The sequence below is a fragment of the Pontibacter kalidii genome (assembly GCF_026278245.1).
Taxonomy (GTDB): Bacteria; Bacteroidota; Bacteroidia; order Cytophagales; family Hymenobacteraceae; genus Pontibacter; species Pontibacter kalidii.
In genome coordinates, this window is the sequence record NZ_CP111079.1 from 2072922 (window position 1) to 2096076 (window position 23155).

Below are 23155 nucleotides of genomic sequence, written 5' to 3' on the forward strand. Positions count from 1 at the left end.
GCCCGAATGATGACTAAGGGCAGCGGCAGGATGCACCGCATCGTTAGCGGTTCGTATTTGTTTTTGGATTTATGCTTGCTTAGCTGATGAACAAACTTTTGCAAGGCCTTATAAAGCAGTTCCTCAACACCTACAGGCAAAGAGTTTACAGGGAGTATGGGCTGAATATTCATATAAATAAAACCCTAATCACACCATCCCCCGTAAAACCTAACAGATTTATAAAATGGTAAATCAAGCCTGCTGTAAAAGGCGGGATTTTATCAGATGTTGAAACAAAATAAAACTAACATGAAAAAGCTATTATTTGCCTTTGCTATAACTTTTGGTTCCTTTGGTCTTTACTCCTGCGGGGGTGATGGAGGTGTAACAAACGAGGAGGCAGATGGTACTGTCATAGATACAGACACTACGGTATCTGAACTTGAGGTTGAAAGAACGGTACGAGACATTGATACTACCGTAGAAACAGAAACCGAAACCATCGATACAGACACCTCTAATAACTAATAATAGAGAAGAAAACGTTAATTAATAACGGCAGGGCAGCTGGAGCTACATGAAGCACCGGCTGCCCTGCCGATTTTATTGCACCTCATGTAGAACCCATCCCTATACCAGCCTACTTTTTTAAGGGATACTTCCTACTTATACTTCCTGATCCGGGCGAGGCCCCAAAAACGGAAGCCGCTTTTCTCCTGCAACAACCAAATATCCATTAAAAGGGCAGTTGCGCACCTGCTGCCTTACGTATATGTACTTCACTACAAATAGAAGGGATCATGGCTAACAGCGGGGAAGAGGTAAAGTTGGTCGTTTTTGACCTGAACGGCACGTTTTATAGCAAGAGTTCGAAAGATGAATTCTACAAGTTCGTAGTGAGCAAGCGGCCGCAACGGCTCCGGTTTGTGTTTGAAATGTATTACTATAAGCTTTTGAATAAGCTCAACCAGATCCGCCAAACGGAGTTTAAGGAGAACTTTTTTAACTACCTGGATGAGCTGCCGCCGGAGCAGGTAGAGCAGCTGGCCAGAGAGTTCTGGCAGAAAGAGTATCCGGAGAACTTCAACAAAGAGCTGAGGCAGCGCTTTGAGCAGATGCGGCAGGAAGGCGTGCAGCTTTTCTGTGCTACCGGTGGCCTGGAGCTGTACGTGAAGCCACTTTTTGATCTTTTCCCGGTGGATGGCTTTGCCGGGACGGAAGTGAAGTATGAAGGCGGCACCTATAAGGTGGTGGGCGAGGCCTGCAAAGAGGAAGAGAAGCTTCGCCGTATCTCCAGCCATTTCCAGAAGAGGAAGTTCAGGATCGTGGAGGCCTACTCCGACAGCAAAGAAGCCATACTAGACGAGGCAGACAAAGCCTTTCTGGTAGCTGATGACGGGAAGGTTTCGCCCTACCAAAAATGAGGCTTTATAACGTACAAGGGGTAGCATGCGCATGCTACCCCTTGTACGTTGTATATACTTATCTTTTTCAGTTACGGCAGGATCACGATCTTGCCTGTAGTATGTGAGGTCTGTATCTGCTTCATTGCTTCCATTGTTTCATCCAGCGTATAGGTCCTGCTTACCGGCACCCGCAGCTTTCCAGCCTCAGCCAGCTCCCGCAGGTGATCCAACTGGCGCGAGTTGGGTTCCACAAACACGTAGGTGAAATCGATATCGGGATTCAGGTCAGTACCGTGGTTAAGGATGGAGACAAGCTTGCCCGAAGGCTTCAGCGCCTGCAGGCTTTGCTGCAGGGTTTCGCCGCTGGCACAGTCAAATATCAGGTCAACGCCGTCTGGTACAAGCTGCTGCACGGCTTCCCCTACATGGTTGCTTTTGTAATCCACCGTGTGATCCGCTCCTAGATCGCGCATGTGGGAGTGATTTTTCTCGCTGGCTACCCCAATTACTTTGGCTCCTTTGGCTTTTGCCAATTGTATCCCCAGGCTGCCCACGCCACCCGAGGCTCCCAGTATCAGCACCGTCTGCCCCTCCTGCAGATGGCCTGCATCAAACAGCGATTGATAGGCCGTGAGGCCCACCAGCGGTATGCCCGCGGCTTCCTCCCACGAGCTATTTTTTGGCTTTAAAGCCAGGTAGCTCTCCGGTAGCACGATGTATTCGGCAAAGGTGCCATGCTGCACCACAGGCCTGCGCGCATAGGCGTATACCTCGTCTCCCACATCAAACCTTCTGGCACTAAAGCCCCTATCCACCACTTCGCCGGCTAGGTCCCAACCAGGTATAACCGGAAACTTTGTGGGGAGGTTTTCTTTAAGGTACCCCTCCCGCACGGCGTAATCCACCGGGTTTACACCAGCCGCCCTTACACGAACCAGCACCTCGCCCTCTCCTATCTCAGGTATTTCTACGGTGTTTATACTTACTTTCTCCGGACCTCCAAACTCGCTGTAAGTCGCTGCTCTCATTTGTTTTGTCATAGCTTTGATTATGTGTTTGCTTTTACGTTGCAGGCAAGCACCAACACCTGTTTGCCTGCTCCCTATAAAAGATACAGGTAAAAGGAGCGTGAAGTTTATAAATAGAAACTTACCCTTCCTGTTGCGCCACAAATTCGCGCAGCTCACGATAAACAGTGGTGAGCTTTTTGGGCGGGAAATGCGCGTTCAGGCCACTGGGGTTTGGCAATACCCATAACCTGGTCTGCCCTATCGTTTGCTCCTGCAGGCCTATGGCGGCAGTGGCCTTGCCGAAGGCAACGCGGTAAGCGCTGAGGCCCAGCAGCGCCAGCACCTGCGGCTGGTATAAAATCACCTTCTCCACCAGCGTAATGCCTCCCTCAATCAACTCAGCCTTGCTCAACTCTGCCGCGTTGGCTGTGGCCCTGCCTACCACATTGGTGATGCCATAACCGAGTTGCAACAATTCGTTCTCCTGGTGTGGCTGGTATTTCTCTGGGGTAAAGCCGGCCGAATGAAGGGTGGGCCAGAAGCGGTTGCCGGGCCGGGCAAAGTGGTGGCCCTTAATAGCTGTATACAAGCCGGGGTTGATGCCGCAGAAAAGTACTTTCAAGTCCGGGGCAATAATGTCAGGAACAGTTTTTCCGGAAGCAGCGGCCAGTTCTTCTTTGGTTGGGCTTTTAGTAGATAGCATACCTGTCTTTTACTACAGGCTACACCCTATGGTTTTATTTTCCACTACTATTTCACTGGTATTCAAAGAGAAGAATCGCTAGTCAGAGAGTATAGGATAGTATGAATTTATACTTATCTTGGATACGTGATATAAAGAAAGCTCCGCACATAGTGCAGATAAGCGTATGTTTACGCTTAGCCGATAGTTAGCATAAATATAAACCAAATAAGGATGTTTAATTTTTTCAAGAAAAAAAAACCAACTCATACCGAAAGTAAGAACCAATTTGAAATACCTTCAAACTGGGAGCATCACTACATATACGGATTTATTGGAGGAAATCCATTCCAGACAATAAGTGATTTGAATGCTGTAGCTGTAATAATAAAGAATACAGTTGGGCATAAAGGATTCATAGCTTTAGACTCCATTCTTCACCCATATAATTTAGTAAACCAAAAAGGAGCAACAGCTTGGGATTTGGCTTGGTTTAGAGTTTACACACAAGATGACGGGAGATTTATCCAGGAGATTGGAGAGAATAAAAATGCGACTGTGGTAAAGGTGGAAACATTAAACTTAAAGGACAATTTCAGGATATGGCCTAATGATGACCTCAACCCAGAAAAGAATAAGCAATACTCAAAGTATGTTCCATTTGTCTTCCCTTATTTAATCTATAAGCACGGAGAAGAGCCTCACTGGTCTAAAATGATTAATGCTGAGTTAGAATTACAAGGACATGCCCAAACTTATATTGAGAACTTTAATTCTATCTTATCAAAATTTGTTGATGGACATGTAATGACCTTAGGGTTTGGAGAATTTGATAGAGAAAATCTAGATGATTTGATTGAAAAGTTCACAAGCTTCTATGAAGAAAATATAAAAAAAAATGCTAACAAGAGCTCATACCCAATGTGGATTTTAATGTTTAGCCAAGTTTAACCCCATTGGTAACATTCCATACGTGTGTTACATACACAGCCATGTAATCCCACACTGGGTATAGCCTAGCACGTTAGCTTCAATATCAACGATGAAAACTAGTTATACTCTCCTATTTCTTGCAGTAATATCCTCTTTCAGTAGCGAAAAGCTAAAAGTTGGTAGCGTTGACTTAACTGCAAATGCTGCTGGATTACCACTAGAAACTATCAAAAAGAATTCAGATGAAAGGAAAAGCTATTTTAGCTTAGATTCTGTAGACCCAACTTTACTTAAGGCAATTGATAGTGCTTTTTACGCCCGATACTTTTTGGATTTACCTGTAAGGCTATAAGATAGAATTTGCCCCATACTCCAGCTATTACTCGTGCTATGCTGGGTACACACCAGACCTTTACTGTACCTCCGCCACAGCAAAGCCAAGTAACGTTACACAGGAAAAATCCGCTCTTTTGCCTGTTTCTGGAACTGCTCTGGCGTCTGTCCGGTCATTTTTTTGAAGAACCTGCTGAAATACGACCTGTCTTCAAAACCAAGGCTGTAACCAATTTCCTGTATCGTCTTTGCGCTGATAACGAGTTCCTGTTTAGCCTCCACTACGATGCGCTCCTGCAGCAGCTGCGTAATTGTTTTCCTAGTCTTCTCCTTCAGGATCTGGTTCAGGCGCTTGGGTGTGATGTTCAGTTTATCGGAGTAAAATGTTACTGATTTCTCTTCCCTGAAGTGGTGCTCCAGCAGCAGCAGGAAATGATACACCCGCTTCTCATTCAGCCCCTGGCCGGTTATAGTCAGTGTTTTATACTGCATCAGTTTCAGTAGAAATGCCTTCAGCAGCGTTTTGAGCACCAGGAAATTCTGTTGCTGCTGTTCATATTCGACTTTTATGATCCGAAGGAAGTTCTCCAGCGTAACAGCCATGTCTTCGTCCAGCAGGATGGTGGAGAAACTACCAGCACCTTTGCCGAGGAAAAGCCTGATCACATCCAACATAAATTCTTTGGCCTCATAGTCCAGCACCGATTTATGAAAGGCGAGCAAGGTCCCTTTTTTGTCGGATTTTCTGGGACGGGGAGAGCGGTTAGGCGGGATCAGGTACATCCAGTCACCTTTGATGCGAAGAGTATCCTCTTTTATAAAATGAATGGGCTCTTCATCCTTCAGCCAGGCAATCTCAAAGTAGTCCTCCCGCGCGGGGTTTTCAAAAAACATCTGCAACGGGGCGTCGAGAGGGCTTATAAAAAACAGGTCACTTTCCGGGTTCATAGGCTATCAGTTGTTAAGCAAAATTTTATTGTCAGCCCGGCATCCACTACCTCTTCCTCTCACGCCTGCTCCTAAGCTACACCTTGCTATTTCCTGGTAATTTCCTTTTTGTCCTACCTTATGGGAAGTCTGTACTACCGCTCACACTAAGGTTATTTGTAAATTTGTAACAGTTGCACAGACGATCGAAATGTAACATTTAAATTCATTTAAAGATATAAAATTATGAGCACTACAGCATTAGAATCCAGAATAGAAAACGGTAAAGCCGAGAAGAAACTATATAAATTCCCACAGCTCAAAGACAAAGAGCTACCTCGCGATAACTTTATCGGTGGACAATTTGTCCCACCAGTGAAGGGAGAATACTTCGATAACATTTCACCCATCAACGGAAAAGTGTTTGCGCAGGCAGCACGCTCTACCAAAGAAGACGTGGAGTTGGCGCTGGACGCGGCCCACAAAGCCTTTCAGACGTGGAGCAAAACATCTGCAAAAGAACGCAGTAACACGTTGCTTCGGGTAGCCCAGACCATTGAGGACAACCTGGAGTACCTGGCTACAGTCGATTCCATCGACAACGGTAAGCCGATTCGTGAGACGCGTGCGGCAGACCTTCCGCTTGTGGTCGACCACTTCCGCTATTTTGCCGGTGTGATCCGCGCAGAGGAAGGTGGCATTTCGGAGCACGATGCCAACACAGTGAGTATCGTGTTGCACGAGCCGATTGGGGTGGTAGGGCAGATCATTCCCTGGAACTTCCCGCTGCTGATGGCCGCCTGGAAAATTGCCCCGGCACTGGCTGCCGGTAACACGATTGTCTTAAAACCGGCGGAGCAGACCCCAACAAGTATCCTGGCCCTGATGGAGCTGATCGGTGACATTCTACCAGACGGTGTACTGAACGTGGTGAACGGTTTTGGAGCCGAAGTGGGTAAAGCACTGGGTACTTCCCCAAGAATCAGCAAGCTTGCGTTTACCGGCTCTACGGCAACAGGTAAACTGATCATGCAGTACGCCTCCGAAAACATCATTCCTTCTACCATGGAGTTGGGCGGTAAATCGCCGAACGTCTTCTTCCCTTCCGTGATGGATGCCGACGACGAATTCTTTGACAAAGCCCTGGAAGGAGCCGCCTTCTTTGCCCTGAACCAAGGGGAGGTCTGTAGTGCACCAACCCGAATCCTGGTGCACGAAAGTATAGCCGACGCCTTTACGGCCCGCGTGATCGAACGCGTGAAAGCCATTAAAGCCGGTAACCCGCTGGACGGCGAGACCATGATTGGGGCGCAGGTATCGAAACCACAGTACGACAAGATCCTGAACTACATCAAGATTGGTAAAGAAGAAGGAGCCGAAGTACTGCTGGGTGGCGAACCGCAGGAGCTCGAGGGCGACTTGGCGGATGGGTATTATATCCAGCCGACCATCCTGAAGGGCCACAACAAAATGCGTGTGTTCCAGGAAGAGATCTTTGGTCCGGTGGTGGCACTGACTACTTTTAAAACGACCGAAGAAGCCATCGAGATCGCTAACGATACGATTTACGGACTGGGTGCCGGCGTCTGGACACGTGATGCACACGAGATGTACCAGGTGCCGAGAGCCATACAGGCTGGCCGTGTCTGGGTGAACCAGTACCATACCTATCCGGCGCACGCTCCGTTTGGTGGTTACAAACAGTCGGGCTACGGTAGAGAGAACCACAAGATGATGCTCGACCATTACCGCCAGACCAAGAACATGCTGATATCTTACGACAAGAAGAAGCAAGGTTTCTTTTAATCTGATTTTTTCATGAACCTGAAATCACCTGGGGCCACCTCAGGTGATTTTTATTTATACCTAAACAGAAACATGGAAAAGATACTAGCAACAGAAAAAGCAAAAGAAGTGATCAGCCAGCTGAAGGAGCGCTACGGTGAGTTGATGTTTTACATGAGTGGCGGCTGCTGCGAAGGCTCGCAGCCCATGTGCTATGAGAAAGGCGAGTATAAGCCAGGCTCCCGCGACTTGCTCATCGGCGAGGTGGAAGGCTGTGAATTTTACCTGTCAGAAGAGCAGAACCAATACTACAAGTATTCCCAACTGCTTTTAGATGCGGCACCCGGTATGGGCGGTGGCTTTTCGCTTGAAAGTGTACTGGGCATGGCGTTTAGTGTAACAATACATACGTTGGTTGCGAAAGAGGATGCCGAGATCGTATAGCCAGCTCCATTAGCTATGCGTATTCAAAGGGCTTCCGGGAAGGATTTGAGGAGTTCCAGTATAGCTTATACGTGAAAAGAGCCCGTAGGCGAAAAGCTTACGGGCTCTTTTCGGTTTACCTATACCTGTAGACTGACCAGGTAAGGTTTTCATTGCAAGGTCAAACAAATTCCCTTAAGCTCACATATGCCCAGGATACCTTGGATAAAATCATGAGTCCGTCTGACTATCTCAGGAAAATAGTTATATTAGTAGAACACTATGGATGTAATTGTGCCAGGTAGCAACCCCGCACAATTACTATTAGGTTCTGGACCTCACCTACTCCACATATAGTGCAGCTAGTGGGAGTCGGTACTCCTGCTAGTAAGTAGTTGGCATGTAGGCATAACTATAAAGTGGCACTAAAATTTATTGTTCAGAACCAACATCTGATAAATCAAGAGTGAAAAATAAATGGAAATTGGCTTTTTGGATTTGTCTGGCGATTCTATTGGCAACCGTACTTTTGGGATTCTATCGAATTCTTGACCAAGGAGTAACAGTAACTCATATGCGTGAAGGCTACTCTGGTACGGAAAACGATTTGGAAACCTTAGCCGAATTAATAAATAAGACTGACTTAACTAAAATAGAAGCAGAAAGAGTGCTCAAAAGCCATAGACTTTACGAATACATGGACTTCAATTCTGACACAGTAGCACTTGAGAGAGTGAATGTGATTTTTAAAGACAGCAGGTTGAGCAGAATTGAAAAGTAGTGGTAATAAAAGGAAAAAGTACGACAAGCCAACAAGATTTATACACTATGCTTCGGCTTACTGCCTCCGCCACCGTTTACACGAAGCCATTTAAGCAGGAGTAACTAAAACTTCGCAAATAATAGTTAACGCTAAGCGACCCTTGAAAATAAAACCTCTGTTTTTAGCCATCTTCTTAGGAATGATTTCTTGTAACAACCATAACCAACACAACTTGGACAACTCAAACGTGGATTTAGTAAATCAATATTTTACATACTTCAACAACCACGACTGGGAGAAGATGGCAGAAATGTACACAGAAACGGCAGCGTTCAAAGACCCCTCCCTCGGTATGGGAACTGTAACACAGACACGTGAACAGGTTGTCCAGAAGTATTGCGCACTGAACGAGGTTTTTCCTGACTTGCATGATAAGGTTATACAGGTATATCCTTCAGGAGAGCAGCATGTTATTGTGGAATTCATATCGAGCGGAACTGCACCAGACAGTTCAGAGTTTGAGCTCCCGATCTGCACTATTTTCACTATTGAAAATGGAAAAATAGTGAAGGACTTCACCTATTACGACAATTTTGAAGAATAAAAAGGCTGCACACAACTCGGGACAGTCTCCAGACTCGGCTGCGCCTAGTTCGCAACCTTTACTCAACATTCATATCCATCTCCTACCTCTTATCAAACATTAAATATCACTTTAATCTAATATCTTCCGTACTATACTACCATGGAAGAAACGAAGGAGATCCTGGTTAAAAATGAGGAGACCAGGCTGTACACGGTAACGTATCCGAGCATCGGAAAAGAGACCGTTATACTGCTGCACGGCGGCCCCGGTGTGCCGGACGGGTTAACTCCGGTAGCCGAATTCCTGAGCCGCCATTTCCAGGTGATCACCTTCCACCAGCGCGGCACCCTCAGTTCCCCCTGCTACGTTAGTAATTACTCTATCGGCGCCTACCTGAGTGATATCGATAAAATTGCCGAGCGCTTCAACCTGGAGCAGTTTCATCTTTTTGGGCACTCCTGGGGCGGGCTGTATGCCCAAATATACGCCTACCAAAACCCGCACCGCCTGCAGAGCCTGTTTTTATGTAGTCCCGCCTCCGGCACCGGCAGGCAATGGAAGGAAATGGGGATAGAAGTGGCCAGGTACAACAAGAGCAAATGCACCCAGAAAGAATGGATGGGCATGCTAAAGGATGCCGCCCTGGGCTTCCTGGGGAACGACAAAGCCTACGAAAGGCTTTTTACCCAGTTCTGCCTGAATTGCAACAAAGGCTATGAAGTACGTGATCCGGTTCCCGTACAGGTGGATCACATCTACGCCAAGCCCATAAACCGCACCAACCTCGCCCTATTGAAAGAGCCTGAACTGGAGCCAATGATGGACCAGGGCTTTAACTTTACCGTCACCTACGGAGACGATGACATTTACGGCGAGAGCAAAAAGTATGTGCGGGAGCGTTACCCTTACGCGGATTTCATCACCGTACCCGGCACCAGCCACTTCCCGTGGCTGCAAAATGAGCAGGTGTTTTACGGTATCCTTTCGTCGCATTACAGCCTTATTGTTTAGGAGGATTTATACGTTGCTAGAACCAAAGTATAAGCAAGCGGTTTAGTACTTGTTACCTTTTCGCTGTCTTTCACCGTACTAAGCTACATACCCCCTAACCAAAATTTCGACCTATGACCTTCTACTCAGCCCACCCCGAAGACCTATTCTTAGACGCCGCACGCAAAGGAGATGTTGCTTACTTAAAGCAGGCCATAGACTCCGGAATAGATTTGGAAGCCCGGGACGGCAGAGGCTACACGGCCCTGATTCTGGCCAGCTATAACGGAAATATGGAGGCGGTGAAAGTGCTGCTGGAGGCTGGCGCAGAGGTAAATGCAGGTGATGCAGGCGGAAATACAGCTTTGATGGGGGTGAGCTTTAAAGGCTACGACGAGATAGCACGGCTACTGATTGCCAAAGGGGCCGACCTGAACCTGCAAACCGGCAACGGGGGTACCGCCCTGATGTTCGCCTCTCTGTTCGGCCGAAACGTGCTGGTAAAAACGTTGTTAGAAAGTGGGGCCGATGCCACCAAGCGCGACATACGCGGCCTCACCGCCTTCGACCTGGCCATACAGCAGGGAAACGAGGAAGCCTTGGAGCTGTTTAAGCAGCACGCAAAACAAATAGGCTAATCAAATCCCTCCAGCGTACGGCTCCAAAGTATACTTAGGCCTCCTGCTTCTGCTCCAGCTGGAACAGCGCGCTCAGGCCATGTAGCAGCTCCTCCGACTCACCACGCAGGCAGGCGGCTTTCAGCTCAATGGCCGGCAGCTTCACGATCTTGTTCAGCATACTTTTGGTAATGGCCTCCACTGCAGCTTTCTCTGCCTCGCCCAGGTTCTTTAGGTAGCGGGCAAGCTCCTGCTGGCGGATCTCCTCCAGGCGGTTTTTAAACTGCTGCAGCGCCGGCGACATCGCCATCTCCTTTGTCCATACTTTAAACTCCGCCATAGCCTCCACCACGATCTGCTGCACGGCGGGTACAGAAGCCAGGCGCATTTCCAGGGCGGCAGTGGCCCGGTTGCGGATATTGTCAATGTTCAGCACGCGTACGCCTTCCAGCGTCTCCAACTCCGCATCAATGCTACGCGGCATGGATAGGTCGATGAAAAACTTTGGCGTGCGCAGACCTTTGCCTTTCAAGGCGTCTTTGCTGATGAAAAAGCAGTCGCCGGGCACAGATGATACCACTACATCGGCAATCTTGATCTCCTCCCATACCTGCTCCCAGTACACGGCGGTGGCGCCGGTTTTCTGCGCCAGTTCCAACGCCTTATGGTGGGTTCTGTTAGCGATCACAATATTTCTAACCTGGGATTTCTGGAAGTTGTCGCACACGTCGGCGCCAATCTCCCCTACCCCGATCATGAGCACGCGCGGGTTTTCCATTCCTTTGGTCAGCTCCTCTACCAGCTCCACTGTGGCATATGATACTGAGGCGGCGCCATCATGGAAAGCTGTCTCGTTCACGGCCTGTTTGTTGGCGGCGAAAATGGTATGCATCAGGCGGTGCAGGAACGGGCCGGCCATGCTGGCGTCTGCCGCCCACTGATACGCCTTCTTTACCTGGTTCAGAATCTGCATATCGCCTACCACCTGCGACTCCAGCCCCAGCGACACATAAAACAGGTGCTTCACCGCCTTCTCGTGATCAGTTATATTTGTAAAGTATGGCGACACCTCTTTTGTGGCAATAAAGCCCTTCTCCAAAGCGATCAGCTTGATCAGTTCGCGGGAAAGGTCCTGCTCGGAGGCATAGTATACTTCGGTGCGGTTGCAGGTAGAGAGTACCAGCACATCACGGGCATCTGTGAATTCATTGATCTTATCGAGCAGGTTCTTACAGGCTATCTCGTTCAACGATACTGCCTCGCGTACGGCAATAGGAGCTATTTTGTAGGATAATGTAAGGGCCTTAAACGTGTGCTGCATGATTTGTTTGTCTCTCATTTACCTTGCAAATTTCTACATTCCCTGCTGCAGGTAATATGACAAATATCATTTATTCAGGCGTTTTATATCAGTTATAGCAAGAAAGAGGCGGAATTTATACTTTGTTGAGCACAACTGCCCTGCCTGTTTAAGGCTGTGATCAGGACACAAGTATAAAATGCCAGTTGCTCGCAGTTGCGCTTCGGGATTTGTAATCCAGAAGCACGTACTATGAGGATTTGTAATCCGACTCAGCTTTTAGCCGCAGCTCTACGTCTGGCAAAGTATAAAACAGGATTACAAATCCTGATGACACCATACTTCCGGATTGCAAATCCGGAAGAGCGAAGTCAGCTATACGACACCGCTCTTTTCTCCAAAAGAAGGGTTGCTACAAAAAGAAAAGAGACGCAATGGCTTGCGTCTCTACTGATACTTTTACACTTCGCTGAGTCCTAATTCCGCATGCGCTCCAGCTTGCTCAGGTTCAATATGGTGATGCGGCTTCCCTGGCTGTCGATGAGTTTTTCATCTTTAAAATCGGCGAGGGTGCGGATAACGGTTTCTTTGGAGGCGCCTACTATACTTGCCAGGTCCTCGCGGGAAATGGCGATCTGTTTCGTGCTTCCCTCCTCCCGCTGGTACTGCTTCTCCACCAACAACAGGGCCTCTGCCACGCGCTTGCGCACCGAGTTGTAAGCCAGTTTCAGCAGGCGCTCCTCACGGTCGGCCAGGTTATCCGAAAGAATTTTGATGAACTTGCTGGCTACATCGCGGTTGCGGTGCAGCAGCGAGAAAAAATCCTCTTTCGGGATGATGTACACTTCCGACTCCTCCAGCGCCATGGCCGATTCGCGGTAATGGCTTTCCTCCAGCAGGTCGAGGTAGCCGATAAAGTCACCTTCTTTGTAAAGGTGGGTGATATACTCGCGTCCCTCCTCATTGGATTTAAATGTTTTTACGCGGCCCTTGTTCAGCAGGTATAGTGAGTTAGGCCTGTTGCCCTCCATAAACAGGTACTGCTTTTTCTTCAGCACCGAAAGGCGGCGCTCTGCCGAGATGAGCTGTTCCAACTCTTCGTAGCCCTTGGCCTCCTCAATAAACTCCTCCAGGCCCTCCGCGCTCTTCTTGAAATTAGCCTGCAGGATCTCGTTCTTCTTCAGGCGCATCTCAATAGCATCCAGCAACTCCACATCGTCGAAAGGCTTGGTCAGGTAATCATCGGCCCCCAGGTTCATACCTTTCCTGAAATCCTCCTTCTCGGTTTTCGCTGTCAGGAAGATAAAGGGTATACTTGCCGTAGAAGGATCCTTGCTGAGCAGGTGCAGTACGCCATAGCCATCCAGCTGGGGCATCATGATATCGCAGATGATCAAATCGGGCTGCTCTTTCCGGGCCAGGTCCACGCCTACCCTGCCATTCTCGGCCTCCACCACAGTGTAATTAGCCAGCGACAGGATCTCAGCCGTGTTTTCCCTGATCTCAGGGTTGTCTTCTATCAATAATATCTTTTTCATGCTTCAGCGATGTTTGGAAAAGTTATGGTGAAGGTAGTGCCTTTGTCAAGCTCACTGTCATAGGCCATGGTACCGTTCATGATCTCCACATACCTTTTTACAATGTTCAGCCCCAGGCCAGTGCCCTGTATGTTGGTAACATTCTGGGCCCTGAAGAACGGGGTGAACAGATGCACCTGATCCACCTTCGGTATGCCGATGCCCTGGTCCTGAATGGTTATAGTTAAGGTATCCTGCTCCAGGGCAGTGGTAAAAAGTACCGTTTTGCCCTCTGCCGAGTACTTGCTGCCGTTCGAGAGCAGGTTGAGCAGAATATTCTTCAGCAGCTGCTTGTCAATGGTCACGGTGTCGTGGTCGCCGGTGTGGCGGTAGTCTATCCGCTGCCCCTTTTTCAGGTAGCCTTTCATCTCTTCCACAATCTCCCGCACAAATGGCTTCAGGTTAAAGGTGGTGGGTACATTGTAAATACGCCCTTCCTCTATGCGGCTGATAGACAGGAAATCGTTCAAGATCGTGGTCAGGTTGCTGACTGCCGACTTTATCCGGTCTACGTGCTTCTGCCGTTTCTCATCGTCCTGCTCGGTTTTATACTTGCTGACCAGGGAGGCAGAGGAAAGGACCGTACTCAACGGCGTTCTGAACTCATGCGAGGCAATGGTCACAAACCGGGACTTCAGCTCGTTGAGCTCCCGCTCCTTCTGCAGTGCTTTCTGGATTTCCTGTTGCGCCTCCTCCAGGCTGCGGTTGGTGTGCTCCAACTTGGTTATGGCCTCAGCCAGTTCCTGCGTCCGCGCTTCCACCCGCTGCTCCAGCTCCGCATTGAGCTTCTGTATCTCTCCCAGGCTCTTGGCATGCTCCAGACTATACCGTATGGATCGCTCCAGGTCGAAGGGGTTGAAGGTGCCTTTCACGAGGTAATCCATCGCGCCTACCTTCATGGCTCTTTCATCCGTCTCGCGGTCGCTTTGGCCGGTAAGAAGTATAAAGGGGGCTTTGGTACCTTCCTCCACGGCCTTGGTGATCAGTTCCAGGCCATCGTGTGCGCCCAGGTAATAATCCACCAGGTACACATCATACGTATCCTGCCGTATCAGCTCCTGCGCTTCCTCAAACGACGAAGACCAATCGAGCACGAAGCTACGCCCGGGGATATCATCCATAATATCCCGGGTGATGATGTAGTCATCCTCATCGTCGTCTACCAGCAGAACTTTGATCTTATCAGGCATAGTTGGGAGTTAGAGAGTTAGAGAGTTGGGGAGTTAGAGAGTTAAAGAGTTAAAACGTGATGCTGTTAAGGTGCTAATGTAGCAGCTATTAGTGGCGGCTTTCTTCCTCAACTCCCCAACTCCTAAACGCCTAAACTCTCTAACTCCTACGGTTTTGGCAGTTCTACGATCTCGAACCAGTACTTGCTCAGGGTCTTCATCACATCCACCAGCGAGGCGAAGGTAACCGGCTTGGTAATAAAGGAGCTCACGCCCAGGTCGTAGGTGCGCAGAATGTCTTCCTCGGCTTTGGAGGTGGTCAGCACCACCACCGGGATCACGCGCAGGTAGTCGTCGGACTTTATCTCCTTCAGTGCCTCGCGACCATCCTTCTTCGGCATGTTCAGGTCCAGCAGGATCAGGCCCGGCGTCGGGAATTTTTCCTTGTCGGCAAACTTGCCACGGTTGTGCAGGTAGTCTAATAACTCCTCCCCGTTCTCTACAAACTGCACATGATTTTTAAGGCGGCTCTCGTCGAGGGCCTCTTTCACCAGCATGCGGTCTTCTGCGTCGTCGTCGGCAATAAGTATCACTATCGTTCTTCTGTTGTTGGCGCTCATAAAACTTTACTGTACGTGCTTTTTGGCTAAGGTAATGATAAAAGTGGTGCCTACCCCTGCCTGGCTGCGGGCCGTAATGTCGCCGCCATGGCGCACGGCAATCTTGCGGCAAATGGCAAGCCCTATACCCGAGCCCTCGTACTTCTGCCCTTCCAGGCGCTGGAAAATGTTAAAGATACGGTCGAGGTACTTTTCATCAAAGCCGATGCCGTTGTCCTGTATCCTGATCTCCACCAGCTCGTCGCCAGGCGTGGAAGTTAAGTGTGCCTTCGGCTGCAGCTCCCTTGCTGTTATGTTTATCTCCGGGGTAACTCCCTCCTTGCGGAATTTAATGGCGTTGCTGACCAGGTTCTGGAACAGTTGGCGCATTTGCGTGGGGTCGCCCTCTATCGAAGGCAGGTGCATATGCGTAATTTTGGCTCCTGTCTTCTCTATCATGATCTCCAGGTCCGAAAGCACCTCTTCCAGCACTTTCTCCAGGTCTACCATGACATACGGTTTCGTTTTGGAGGTAACCCTTGAGAAGTCCAGCAGGTCGTTTATCAGGTTCTGCATGCGCGAGGCAGCGTTCAGCATACGGTCCACGTAATCCTTGCCCTGGTCGCTCAGCTTTTCATATTCCTTCGTCTTCAGCCTGTCGCCGAAGGCCTGTATCTTACGCAGCGGCTCCTGCAAATCATGCGACGATACGTAGGCGAAATCCTGCAGCTCGCGGTTGCTGCGCTCCAGCTCGGCGGCGTAGCGTCGCAGGCGCTCCTCGCTCAGTTTCTGCTGGGTAATGTCATGGATAAAGCCGGTGTATACTTTGCGGTCGGTCAGGTATACTTCGCTGATGCTCAGGTAGAGCGGAAAAACCATCCCGTTCTTCTTCAAGCCTGACACCTCGCGGCCAATGCCGATGATGCGCTTCTCACCGGTTTCGTGGTAGTGCTGCATGTAGTTATCGTGCAGGCTGCGGTCTGGCTCGGGCATCAGCATGTTTATCTTCTGCCCGATCAGCTCACGCTCCTCGTATTGGAAGAGCCTGGCGGCAGCCGGGTTTACCATCTCGATCACCCCACGCGTATCGATGGTGATAATGCCATCCACCGCCGTTTGTATAATCGAATTGATGCGGCTCTCGCTCTCGCGCAGGCGCTCCTCAGTTTTCTTAAGGTCCGTGATGTCGTGCACGATGCCCGTGAAAATGGTCTTGTCCTCCAGCTTCACTTCGGCTATGCTCAGGAAAAAAGGGAAAAGCTTGCCTGTCTTTTTCTTGCCCAGCACCTCGCGCCCCTTGCCTATTATCTGGCCAACGCCTGTTTTTCTGTAGCGGGCAATGTAGCCGTCGTGCAGGCTATGGTCGGGTTCCGGCATCAGCATGCTCACGTTCTGGCCGATCATCTCCTCCGGCTCATAGCCGAAGATGCGGGCAGCGGCCGGGTTGGCGCTTTCCATAATGCCACGGGCGTCGATGGTGATGATGCCGTCCACGGCTGTGTCGATAATAGCCTTAAGCCTGGTCCGGCTCTCTTTGTTCTCCTTATTTAGATGCTTCTTTTCTTCCAAAGGGATGAGTTTTTTATAAAGATAAAGACTACGTCCGCAACAAACAAAGCTCCATAGGCCATTTTAAATATATAAAAAATGACAGATGTCATTCTGTACGCTGACGCTACTCATATTAACCCGCCCGCCTCCGCCGTACCTTGTGTTGCATTATTGCTGCCGCTTTTCAGCAGGGCTTATACGTTGTCTGACACCCATTTACACTGTATGTATACTTTGTGAAAAGGCTGTCGGACCACCTAAAATACGATAAAAATTCATTTTCATACTTAGTACATTTCAGCCACCATGGTACAATCATCACCGCACATGTTCCACATCCCAGTAATGGGTCTGGCCTTTTCAATTGATTCACCCCTTAAGGTTGCCCGGTTCGGCATCTCCTCCGTAGCCTCGCTCAGCGACGACGCCCTGATGGAGTATACCCGCGAGCACTACAGCCAGCTGTACCAAAGGCCTTATCAGCTTATTACGACAAAGGAAGAGGATTACAGGGCCAGGCGCGTAACTGCTTTCCTGAACCTGACGGATGAACTGGTGAAGCTGCAGGTAGAAGACATCCGCCGGCAGGAGTTTGCTCCCGAAACTGAACTGACCAAGTATTTTACAATGCTGCCGGGCAACTCCCCGCTGAGGGCAAAGTATGAACTGATGCTGCAGACAGAGAATCCGGCGCAGAAAGAGGCACTACAACTGGAACTGCGCGGGGCCGTGGTGGCCGGAAGTATAGATGTGAACATCATGACCAAGCTGGACCGCGTGAACTACGATAAAGAAGGAATGCCGCTGCCGCAGGAGTACTCCGATGCCCTTGCCGCCTTGCGTGGTTTTGCCCAAAGTACCGTGAAATCCTCCGTCATCTTCTCGGCTGGCATGAACATGCGCCTCTACGGTTACCTGGATCAGTTTCCGTGCTTTTTACCGAATGCCGCAGGAGAATTTGAGAAAAAAGTGATCATAAAAGTGAGCGACTACCGCTCTGCCATGGTGCAGGGTAAGATCCTGGCCAAGAAAGGCATCTGGGTGTCGGAATTCCGTATTGAGTCGGGCCTGAATTGCGGGGGCCATGCCTTTGCCACCGACGGCTACCTGATCGGCCCGATCCTGGAAGAGTTCAGGCAGAACCGCGCGGCGCTGCGCGAGGAGCTCTACAGCCTCTTGAGCTCTGCCCTGGCCGCCAAGGGCCTTCAGGTGCCTCACGTAGTACCAGCCCAGCGCCTGACAGTGCAGGGGGGCATCGGCACTGCGCAGGAAGACGCTTTCCTGAAGCAGCACTACGGCGTGGATGCCACCGGCTGGGGCACCCCGTTCCTACTCGTACCGGAAGCCACCACCGTGGATGAGCCTACCTTGCAGCAACTGGTAAAAGCCACCCATGATGATTTATACTTAAGCCCGATATCGCCGCTTGGCGTGCCCTTTAATGCCCTACGTGGCACCTCCAGCGAGCTGCAGAAGCAGCAGCGCATAAACCGCAACAAGCCCGGCAGCCCCTGCGAGAAAAAGCACCTGGTGTCTAACACAGAATTCACGGAGGAGCCTATCTGCACAGCCTCACGCAAGTACCAGCGCCGCAAGCTGGAGCAGCTGCAGGCCCAGCAGCTGGCACCCGAAGTATACAAAGCCGAGGAGGCAAAGGTGCTGGAAAAAGAGTGCCTCTGCGATGGGCTGGCCACCTCTGCCCTGCTGCTGTTCAACATGACTAAAAAAGCGGCCACCAAAGCCGTGATTATTTGCCCCGGTCCTAATCTGGCCTACTTCTCCGGCATCTTTAAGCTGCACGAGATGGTGGGCCACATCTACGGCCGCTTTAACGCCCTGAACCATACCTACCGCCCGCACATGTTCGTCAACGAGCTGAAGATGTACGTAGACTATTGGAAAAAGAAAAAGGACGAGCAGCTGGAAGAACTGACAGACAAGCAGCAGAAGTACCTGCAAAACTTCCGCAGCAACCTGCAGGAGGGCATCACCTACTATAAACAGCTCTTGCCAACCCTTTTCAAGGATCAGCTGGAGCGGCAGGTGATCATGCTGGAGGAGCTGCTGGAGTATGAGGACCAACTGCTGTCCGGCAGCGTGGAGAAGGCCGTGGCGGTGTAGGTGCAGCATCAAAGTATAAAACTTAAGTTGCGATTTACTTATGCAGTGCAGGTGTTAACCCACCCTTAACCCCTCCGAGGAGGGGCAGGGATGGGTTAATCGCAAATGGGGTTATAAAGTATAAAGGCCGGCAAAATTGCCGGCCTTTATACTTTATACTTTAGCGCCTTCCTAGTGACCTAAGGGGCTGATTTCTTCGGCTGCTGCAGCACTACAACCGAGCGGGCGGCTACCTCTATCGTTTTACCGTAGGCGAACTGCTCTCCCTGCTCCTCTATCATGCTGGCATCCGTATCAATTACCTTGTGCCAGCTCTCGCCATACTTCCTGGGCGGGAGTTTATACCTGAGCGGCTCATAGTGGGCGTTAAAGATCACATAAAAGCTGTCGTCGGTAATCTGTTCGTTCTTAGGCCCTCTGGCACGCAGCCCCTTGCCGTTGAGGTAAACGCCCAGCGACTTGGCATAGTCGTGATTCCAGTTCTCCTCTGTCATCTCGCGTCCTTCCGGCAGGAACCAGGCGATGTCCTTTAGATTGTTACCTTTGATAGGTTGGCCCTTAAACCAGCCGCGGCGGTTGAATACGGGGTGCTTCCTGCTAAACCTTATCAGGCGTCTGGTGAATTCCAGCAGCTCCTCATCCGCCTCCTGCCAGTTCAGCCACGAAACCTCGTTATCCTGGCAGTAGGCGTTGTTGTTACCATGCTGGGTTCTGCTTATTTCATCGCCAGCCACCAGCATCGGCACCCCCTGCGAGAGGAAGAGCGTGGTCAGGAAGTTGCGTTTCTGCTTTTCCCGCAGCGCCAGCACTTCGACATTTTTCGTGGTCCCTTCTACGCCGCAGTTCCAGGAGCGGTTGTGGCTCTCCCCGTCGTTATTGTCCTCGCCGTTAGCCATGTTATGCTTCTCATTGTAGGAAACCAGATCGTTGAGCGTAAAGCCATCGTGGGCAGTGATGAAGTTTATACTTGCCGTAGGGCTCCGGTAATCATCCCTGTACAGATCGGAGCTGCCCGTGAAGCGCTCCGCGAACTCGGCTAGCATACTGTCGGCGCCGCGCCAGTAATCGCGGATGCTGTCGCGGTACTTGCCGTTCCACTCGGCCCAGCCCGGGGGAAACTCCCCTACCTGGTATCCCCCTTCGCCAATGTCCCAGGGCTCTGCGATCAGCTTCACCTGCGAGATAACCGGGTCTTGGTGGATGATATCGAAAAAGGCGCTCAGGCGGTCCACCTCGTGCAGCTCGCGGGCCAGCGTAGCCGCCAGGTCAAAGCGGAAACCGTCCACCCGCATCTCCTCTATCCAGTAGCGCAGGCTGTCCATGATAAGGCGCAGCACGTTAGGCAGGTTTGCGTTGAGCGTGTTGCCGGTGCCGGTGTAGTCCATGTAGTAGCGCTGTTCTTCTGTCAGGCGGTAATAGGCGGCATTGTCAATTCCCCGAAATGAAAGGGTCGGGCCCATGTGGTTGCCCTCAGCGGTATGGTTATACACCACGTCCAGGATGACCTCAATACCGGCCTTGTGCAGCGCCTTGACCATTTGCTTAAACTCCACCACCTGCTCGCCGTGGGTGCCGCTGCTGGAGTAGCGTACATCGGGCGCAAAGAACCCGATGGTGTTATAGCCCCAGTAGTTCGATAGCCCCTTCTCCGCCAGGTGCCGGTCGTTAATGAAGTGGTGCACCGGCATCAGCTCGATGGCCGTAATACCCAGCTCCTTCAGGTACTTGATGGTAACCGGATGCGCCAGTGCCGCATACGTACCCCGGATCTCTTCCGGGATATCGGGGTGCAGCTTGGTAAAGCCCTTGACATGGGTTTCGTAGATGATGGTCTTGTGGTAAGGGATCTTCGGCTTTCTGTCGCCCTCCCAATCAAATGAGGGATCAATGACCACACACTTTGGAATATACGGCGCACTATCTGCTTTGCTGAAGCTAAGGTCCTCATCGGGGTGGCCCAATTCGTAGCCGAAGAGCGAGTCATGCCACTCAATGGTACGGGTAATGGCTTTGGCGTAAGGGTCTAGCAACACCTTATAGGGGTTGAACCGGTGCCCTTGCTGTGGCTCGTAGGGCCCGTGGACGCGGTAGCCGTACAGTTGCCCCGGCCTGGCACCAGGCAGGTACGTATGCCAGATGTGGTGCGTACGCTCCGACATGTTGATCCGGGCATACTCCGCCTCATCATCCGATCCTTTAAAAAGGCAAAGCTCCACCTGCGTGGCATTCTCAGCAAAAAGTGCAAAGTTCACTCCCTCTCCATCCCAGGTGGCACCTAAGGGGTATGGGCTGCCGGGATAACTTTCTATGTTCATAGCAATGGGTTTAAAGTATGGGTTGTTGTAGTTGCCGAGAAGTATGTTGGATTTTGTTTATACTTCTCTCGTACCGGCATCTACAATTAGTAAAACGGTTATACTTTAAAGGCTGTAATTTGTTTTTAGGGAGTTTATACTTGTAAGGCCGTTCTGCAAGTGCGGTTATTATACGGTCGGGGCAGAAGCAAACGGCATAGGCAGGACCCGAACTGGCTCTACAAAGCATGATTTAAATTTGATGCCAGCCCTCTCTTTTTATTGAGCAGCCTCTAATTCCCTTACAGGAGACTTTAGTGAAACGGGTCTAACTGCCCCTCAGAGCTGCGCTCGCTACCTTCGTACTCCCGTTCTCGCGTGGCTAAGCTGGGGACCATTAACTGCCCTGACTGAAGCATGATTTTCATAGTTGCTGCCGTTGCGCGGACAGGTCGCGACCTGTGCCTACAAGTATAAACCCACCCCTGGCCCCTCCAAGGAGGGGAATTCACCCCTCCCCGACCCTCCCCTAAAAACAGGGGAGGGAGCTTTTCTGCAGACGATTACATCCCCCTACCCCCTTCAAAGGGGGACTTGGTTCTAGTTCCATAGCAAAGGTAGCGGCTATCGAACCTGTTCCCAGTCCTTGGGTTGAGCGCCTTCTATTGTTGCGGTGCTGAGCTTGCTCAGCAGCCCGGAGCGGCAGCGAGGAGCAGCTTCAATAGACAGCGCGATGCCAAAGGACGAGCCCGCTCGGGCTGGAGAGCACCAAAGCCAGAAATGAAACGAGCAGCTTGTAAAGCCAAGGATGAACGGCAGCTAGTAAGTATAGCTTGTGTCGAGTTGTAGGAAGCAGCGGCTAGGGAAGTATCGCTAAAGTATAAAAGTATAGCCAATGCAAGTATAGCTTTTTAAGCCAGCCAAGTCAGAGACTCGGCTTCATCCGAAGGACACAAATCAGAAGGCTTGCGCCAGAAACAGCAAGTATAAAGTACAGCTTCAAGTATAGAAGTATAGCCCAAGTATAAAAGGCAGAAGTTGCAAGCCCGCGCCAGCAAGGGAGTAACTATATGCACCTACCCCTTCTCAAAAAAGATTCATCAGAAAGTATAGACCAACACTACTTAACATAACAATCACACTACACACTCACCACATCCAGTTCCCGTATCTCGGCTTTGTAGGCAGGTGGAAGTATAAGCTCCTTCAGCAGCCACTCGGCCCGAAAGATACGGCTGACTTTGTAGGCTGCCAGCACGGGTTGCAGCACAGGCACCCGCCAGAGCCGCAGTTGCTCCCGCACCCGCTGCGGCACCACGAGCACCTGCGCATGCCGCAGCAGCCAGTAGCGCATGCCCCCTAGGTGTTTTCTATACTGCCGGTACAGGTCCGATGTATACATGCTTTTCTCCAGGTTTTGCCGCAGGTGCTCTGCCCGCGCCAGCTGCCAATCGGGGTAGGTTTGCGGCAGGCCCTGTATGCCCATGCGCAAGCCAACGCGATTAAATACCTCAAACACCTCCGCCTGTTCCTGCTCCGATAGCTTTCGCTCCAGCAGCTCAAACGAGCGGATGGAGTAATCGATCAGCATAAAAAGCACGTCGCGGTACGCCCAATCGGGAATGGCGTAGCCGCGCTTGGCCTCTACAGTGGCATGTATGGCTGCCATGCTATCAATGGCGCGATGAGCAGCGGCCTCTTCCGAGAAAACGATGCGGCGGGCATAGCCTACCGTAGAGAAAAGCCTGCCCAGCGGGTCGGCGGGCAGGCGGCCGGTAAAGTAAAGCCAGTCCACGGCCTTATTCAGGGCGAACTCGGCCGAGGCTCCGGCAAAAATGAAAAGGATGGTATCACTCTTGCCCCAGATTTGACGCACCACCGAATCTTGCTGCACAAAATATTTCATACCTGCTAAACAAGCGGCAAGTATAAATCGTGCTGCGGGATTAAAGTATAAACTGCCCTACGGACCCCGTAGCCGCCCCTTATTACACATTATACTTTGCAGCTATTGCAAAGGCAGCTATATCTGACTGGCGCAATCTTTGCTAAACTTCTGCTGTTGCACCAAAAGCCGTACTTTTGCGTTTCAAAGCAGCACGGCAAA

The 23155-nt window shown here is 50.5% G+C and carries 21 protein-coding genes; 11 read left to right on the top strand and 10 right to left on the bottom strand.

Translation table 11 applies throughout. The features are described from left to right. The first annotated feature begins 291 nt into the window (after positions 1-291). Positions 292-510: a hypothetical protein gene (locus OH144_RS08895; RefSeq protein WP_266205947.1), complete on the top strand. Its 219-nt coding sequence runs from the start codon at positions 292-294 to the stop codon at positions 508-510. A gap of 272 nt (positions 511-782) precedes the next feature. Next, a complete protein-coding gene (locus OH144_RS08900; RefSeq protein WP_266205948.1) occupies positions 783-1406 on the top strand; it encodes an HAD family hydrolase in 624 nt (207 codons plus the stop codon). 71 nt (positions 1407-1477) lie between these two features. Here the strand turns inward: OH144_RS08900 and OH144_RS08905 are convergent, their stop codons facing one another. Beyond that, positions 1478-2428: an NADP-dependent oxidoreductase gene (locus tag OH144_RS08905; RefSeq protein WP_266205949.1), complete on the bottom strand. Its 951-nt coding sequence runs from the start codon at positions 2426-2428 to the stop codon at positions 1478-1480. Between the two features lie 109 nt (positions 2429-2537). Continuing rightward, positions 2538-3101, bottom strand: a complete 564-nt coding sequence (gene mug, locus OH144_RS08910) for a G/U mismatch-specific DNA glycosylase (RefSeq protein WP_266205950.1) — start codon at positions 3099-3101, stop codon at positions 2538-2540. A gap of 213 nt (positions 3102-3314) precedes the next feature. Between mug and OH144_RS08915 the strand changes: the two genes are divergently transcribed. Then, entirely contained in the window at positions 3315-4031 is a 717-nt protein-coding gene (locus tag OH144_RS08915) for a hypothetical protein (protein WP_266205951.1), read from the top strand. A gap of 91 nt (positions 4032-4122) precedes the next feature. Further along, the gene (locus OH144_RS08920) at positions 4123-4365 is read left to right on the top strand and encodes a hypothetical protein (protein WP_266205952.1); all 243 of its coding nucleotides are present in this window, start codon (positions 4123-4125) and stop codon (positions 4363-4365) included. A gap of 95 nt (positions 4366-4460) precedes the next feature. Here the strand turns inward: OH144_RS08920 and OH144_RS08925 are convergent, their stop codons facing one another. After that, positions 4461-5294: a helix-turn-helix domain-containing protein gene (locus OH144_RS08925; RefSeq protein WP_266205953.1), complete on the bottom strand. Its 834-nt coding sequence runs from the start codon at positions 5292-5294 to the stop codon at positions 4461-4463. A 225-nt stretch (positions 5295-5519) separates the two neighbouring features. Between OH144_RS08925 and OH144_RS08930 the strand changes: the two genes are divergently transcribed. The 6 genes from OH144_RS08930 (at position 5520) to OH144_RS08955 (ending at position 10458) form a co-directional block, all read left to right on the top strand. Next, positions 5520-7079, top strand: a complete 1560-nt coding sequence (locus OH144_RS08930) for an aldehyde dehydrogenase family protein (RefSeq protein ID WP_266205954.1) — start codon at positions 5520-5522, stop codon at positions 7077-7079. 72 nt (positions 7080-7151) lie between these two features. Next, positions 7152-7502: a DUF779 domain-containing protein gene (locus tag OH144_RS08935; protein ID WP_266205955.1), complete on the top strand. Its 351-nt coding sequence runs from the start codon at positions 7152-7154 to the stop codon at positions 7500-7502. A gap of 445 nt (positions 7503-7947) precedes the next feature. After that, positions 7948-8262 carry a hypothetical protein gene (locus OH144_RS08940; RefSeq protein ID WP_266205956.1) on the top strand — a complete coding sequence of 105 codons (315 nt, stop codon included), beginning with the start codon at positions 7948-7950 and terminating at the stop codon, positions 8260-8262. Between the two features lie 214 nt (positions 8263-8476). Next, the gene (locus OH144_RS08945; protein ID WP_266205957.1) at positions 8477-8848 is read left to right on the top strand and encodes a nuclear transport factor 2 family protein; all 372 of its coding nucleotides are present in this window, start codon (positions 8477-8479) and stop codon (positions 8846-8848) included. A gap of 141 nt (positions 8849-8989) precedes the next feature. After that, positions 8990-9841, top strand: coding sequence for an alpha/beta fold hydrolase (locus OH144_RS08950; RefSeq protein WP_266205958.1), 852 nt, complete (start codon positions 8990-8992; stop codon positions 9839-9841). A gap of 113 nt (positions 9842-9954) precedes the next feature. Beyond that, entirely contained in the window at positions 9955-10458 is a 504-nt protein-coding gene (locus tag OH144_RS08955; protein ID WP_266205959.1) for an ankyrin repeat domain-containing protein, read from the top strand. 34 nt (positions 10459-10492) lie between these two features. On the opposite strand, the gene hemA is transcribed toward OH144_RS08955, so the two are convergent. The 5 genes from hemA to OH144_RS08980 all read right to left on the bottom strand — a co-directional run bounded on the left by hemA (position 10493) and on the right by OH144_RS08980 (position 16651). Beyond that, complete coding sequence (gene hemA, locus OH144_RS08960) at positions 10493-11758, bottom strand: glutamyl-tRNA reductase (protein WP_266206320.1); 1266 nt, start codon at positions 11756-11758, stop codon at positions 10493-10495. Positions 11759-12213: 455 nt separating this feature from the next. After that, a complete protein-coding gene (locus OH144_RS08965) occupies positions 12214-13275 on the bottom strand; it encodes a response regulator (RefSeq protein ID WP_266205960.1) in 1062 nt (353 codons plus the stop codon). Continuing rightward, positions 13272-14504 (bottom strand): ATP-binding response regulator, encoded by a 1233-nt coding sequence (locus OH144_RS08970; protein WP_266205961.1) that lies wholly within the window; start codon positions 14502-14504, stop codon positions 13272-13274. Before OH144_RS08970 ends, OH144_RS08965 begins: the two co-directional genes overlap by 4 nt. A gap of 146 nt (positions 14505-14650) precedes the next feature. After that, complete coding sequence (locus tag OH144_RS08975; RefSeq protein WP_266205962.1) at positions 14651-15103, bottom strand: response regulator; 453 nt, start codon at positions 15101-15103, stop codon at positions 14651-14653. Positions 15104-15109: 6 nt separating this feature from the next. Further along, the gene (locus tag OH144_RS08980; protein WP_266205963.1) at positions 15110-16651 is read right to left on the bottom strand and encodes a PAS domain-containing sensor histidine kinase; all 1542 of its coding nucleotides are present in this window, start codon (positions 16649-16651) and stop codon (positions 15110-15112) included. 288 nt (positions 16652-16939) lie between these two features. Here OH144_RS08980 and OH144_RS08985 point away from each other — a divergent pair, with 288 nt between their 5' ends. Next, the gene (locus OH144_RS08985) at positions 16940-18754 is read left to right on the top strand and encodes a hypothetical protein (protein ID WP_266205964.1); all 1815 of its coding nucleotides are present in this window, start codon (positions 16940-16942) and stop codon (positions 18752-18754) included. 179 nt (positions 18755-18933) lie between these two features. Here OH144_RS08985 and glgX read toward each other — a convergent pair whose 3' ends face one another. Together glgX and OH144_RS08995 are read right to left on the bottom strand one after the other, a co-directional pair. Further along, positions 18934-21069 carry a glycogen debranching protein GlgX gene (gene glgX / locus OH144_RS08990; protein WP_266205965.1) on the bottom strand — a complete coding sequence of 712 codons (2136 nt, stop codon included), beginning with the start codon at positions 21067-21069 and terminating at the stop codon, positions 18934-18936. Between the two features lie 1120 nt (positions 21070-22189). Next, complete coding sequence (locus OH144_RS08995; RefSeq protein ID WP_266205966.1) at positions 22190-22954, bottom strand: oxygenase MpaB family protein; 765 nt, start codon at positions 22952-22954, stop codon at positions 22190-22192. Positions 22955-23155 lie beyond the last annotated feature (201 nt).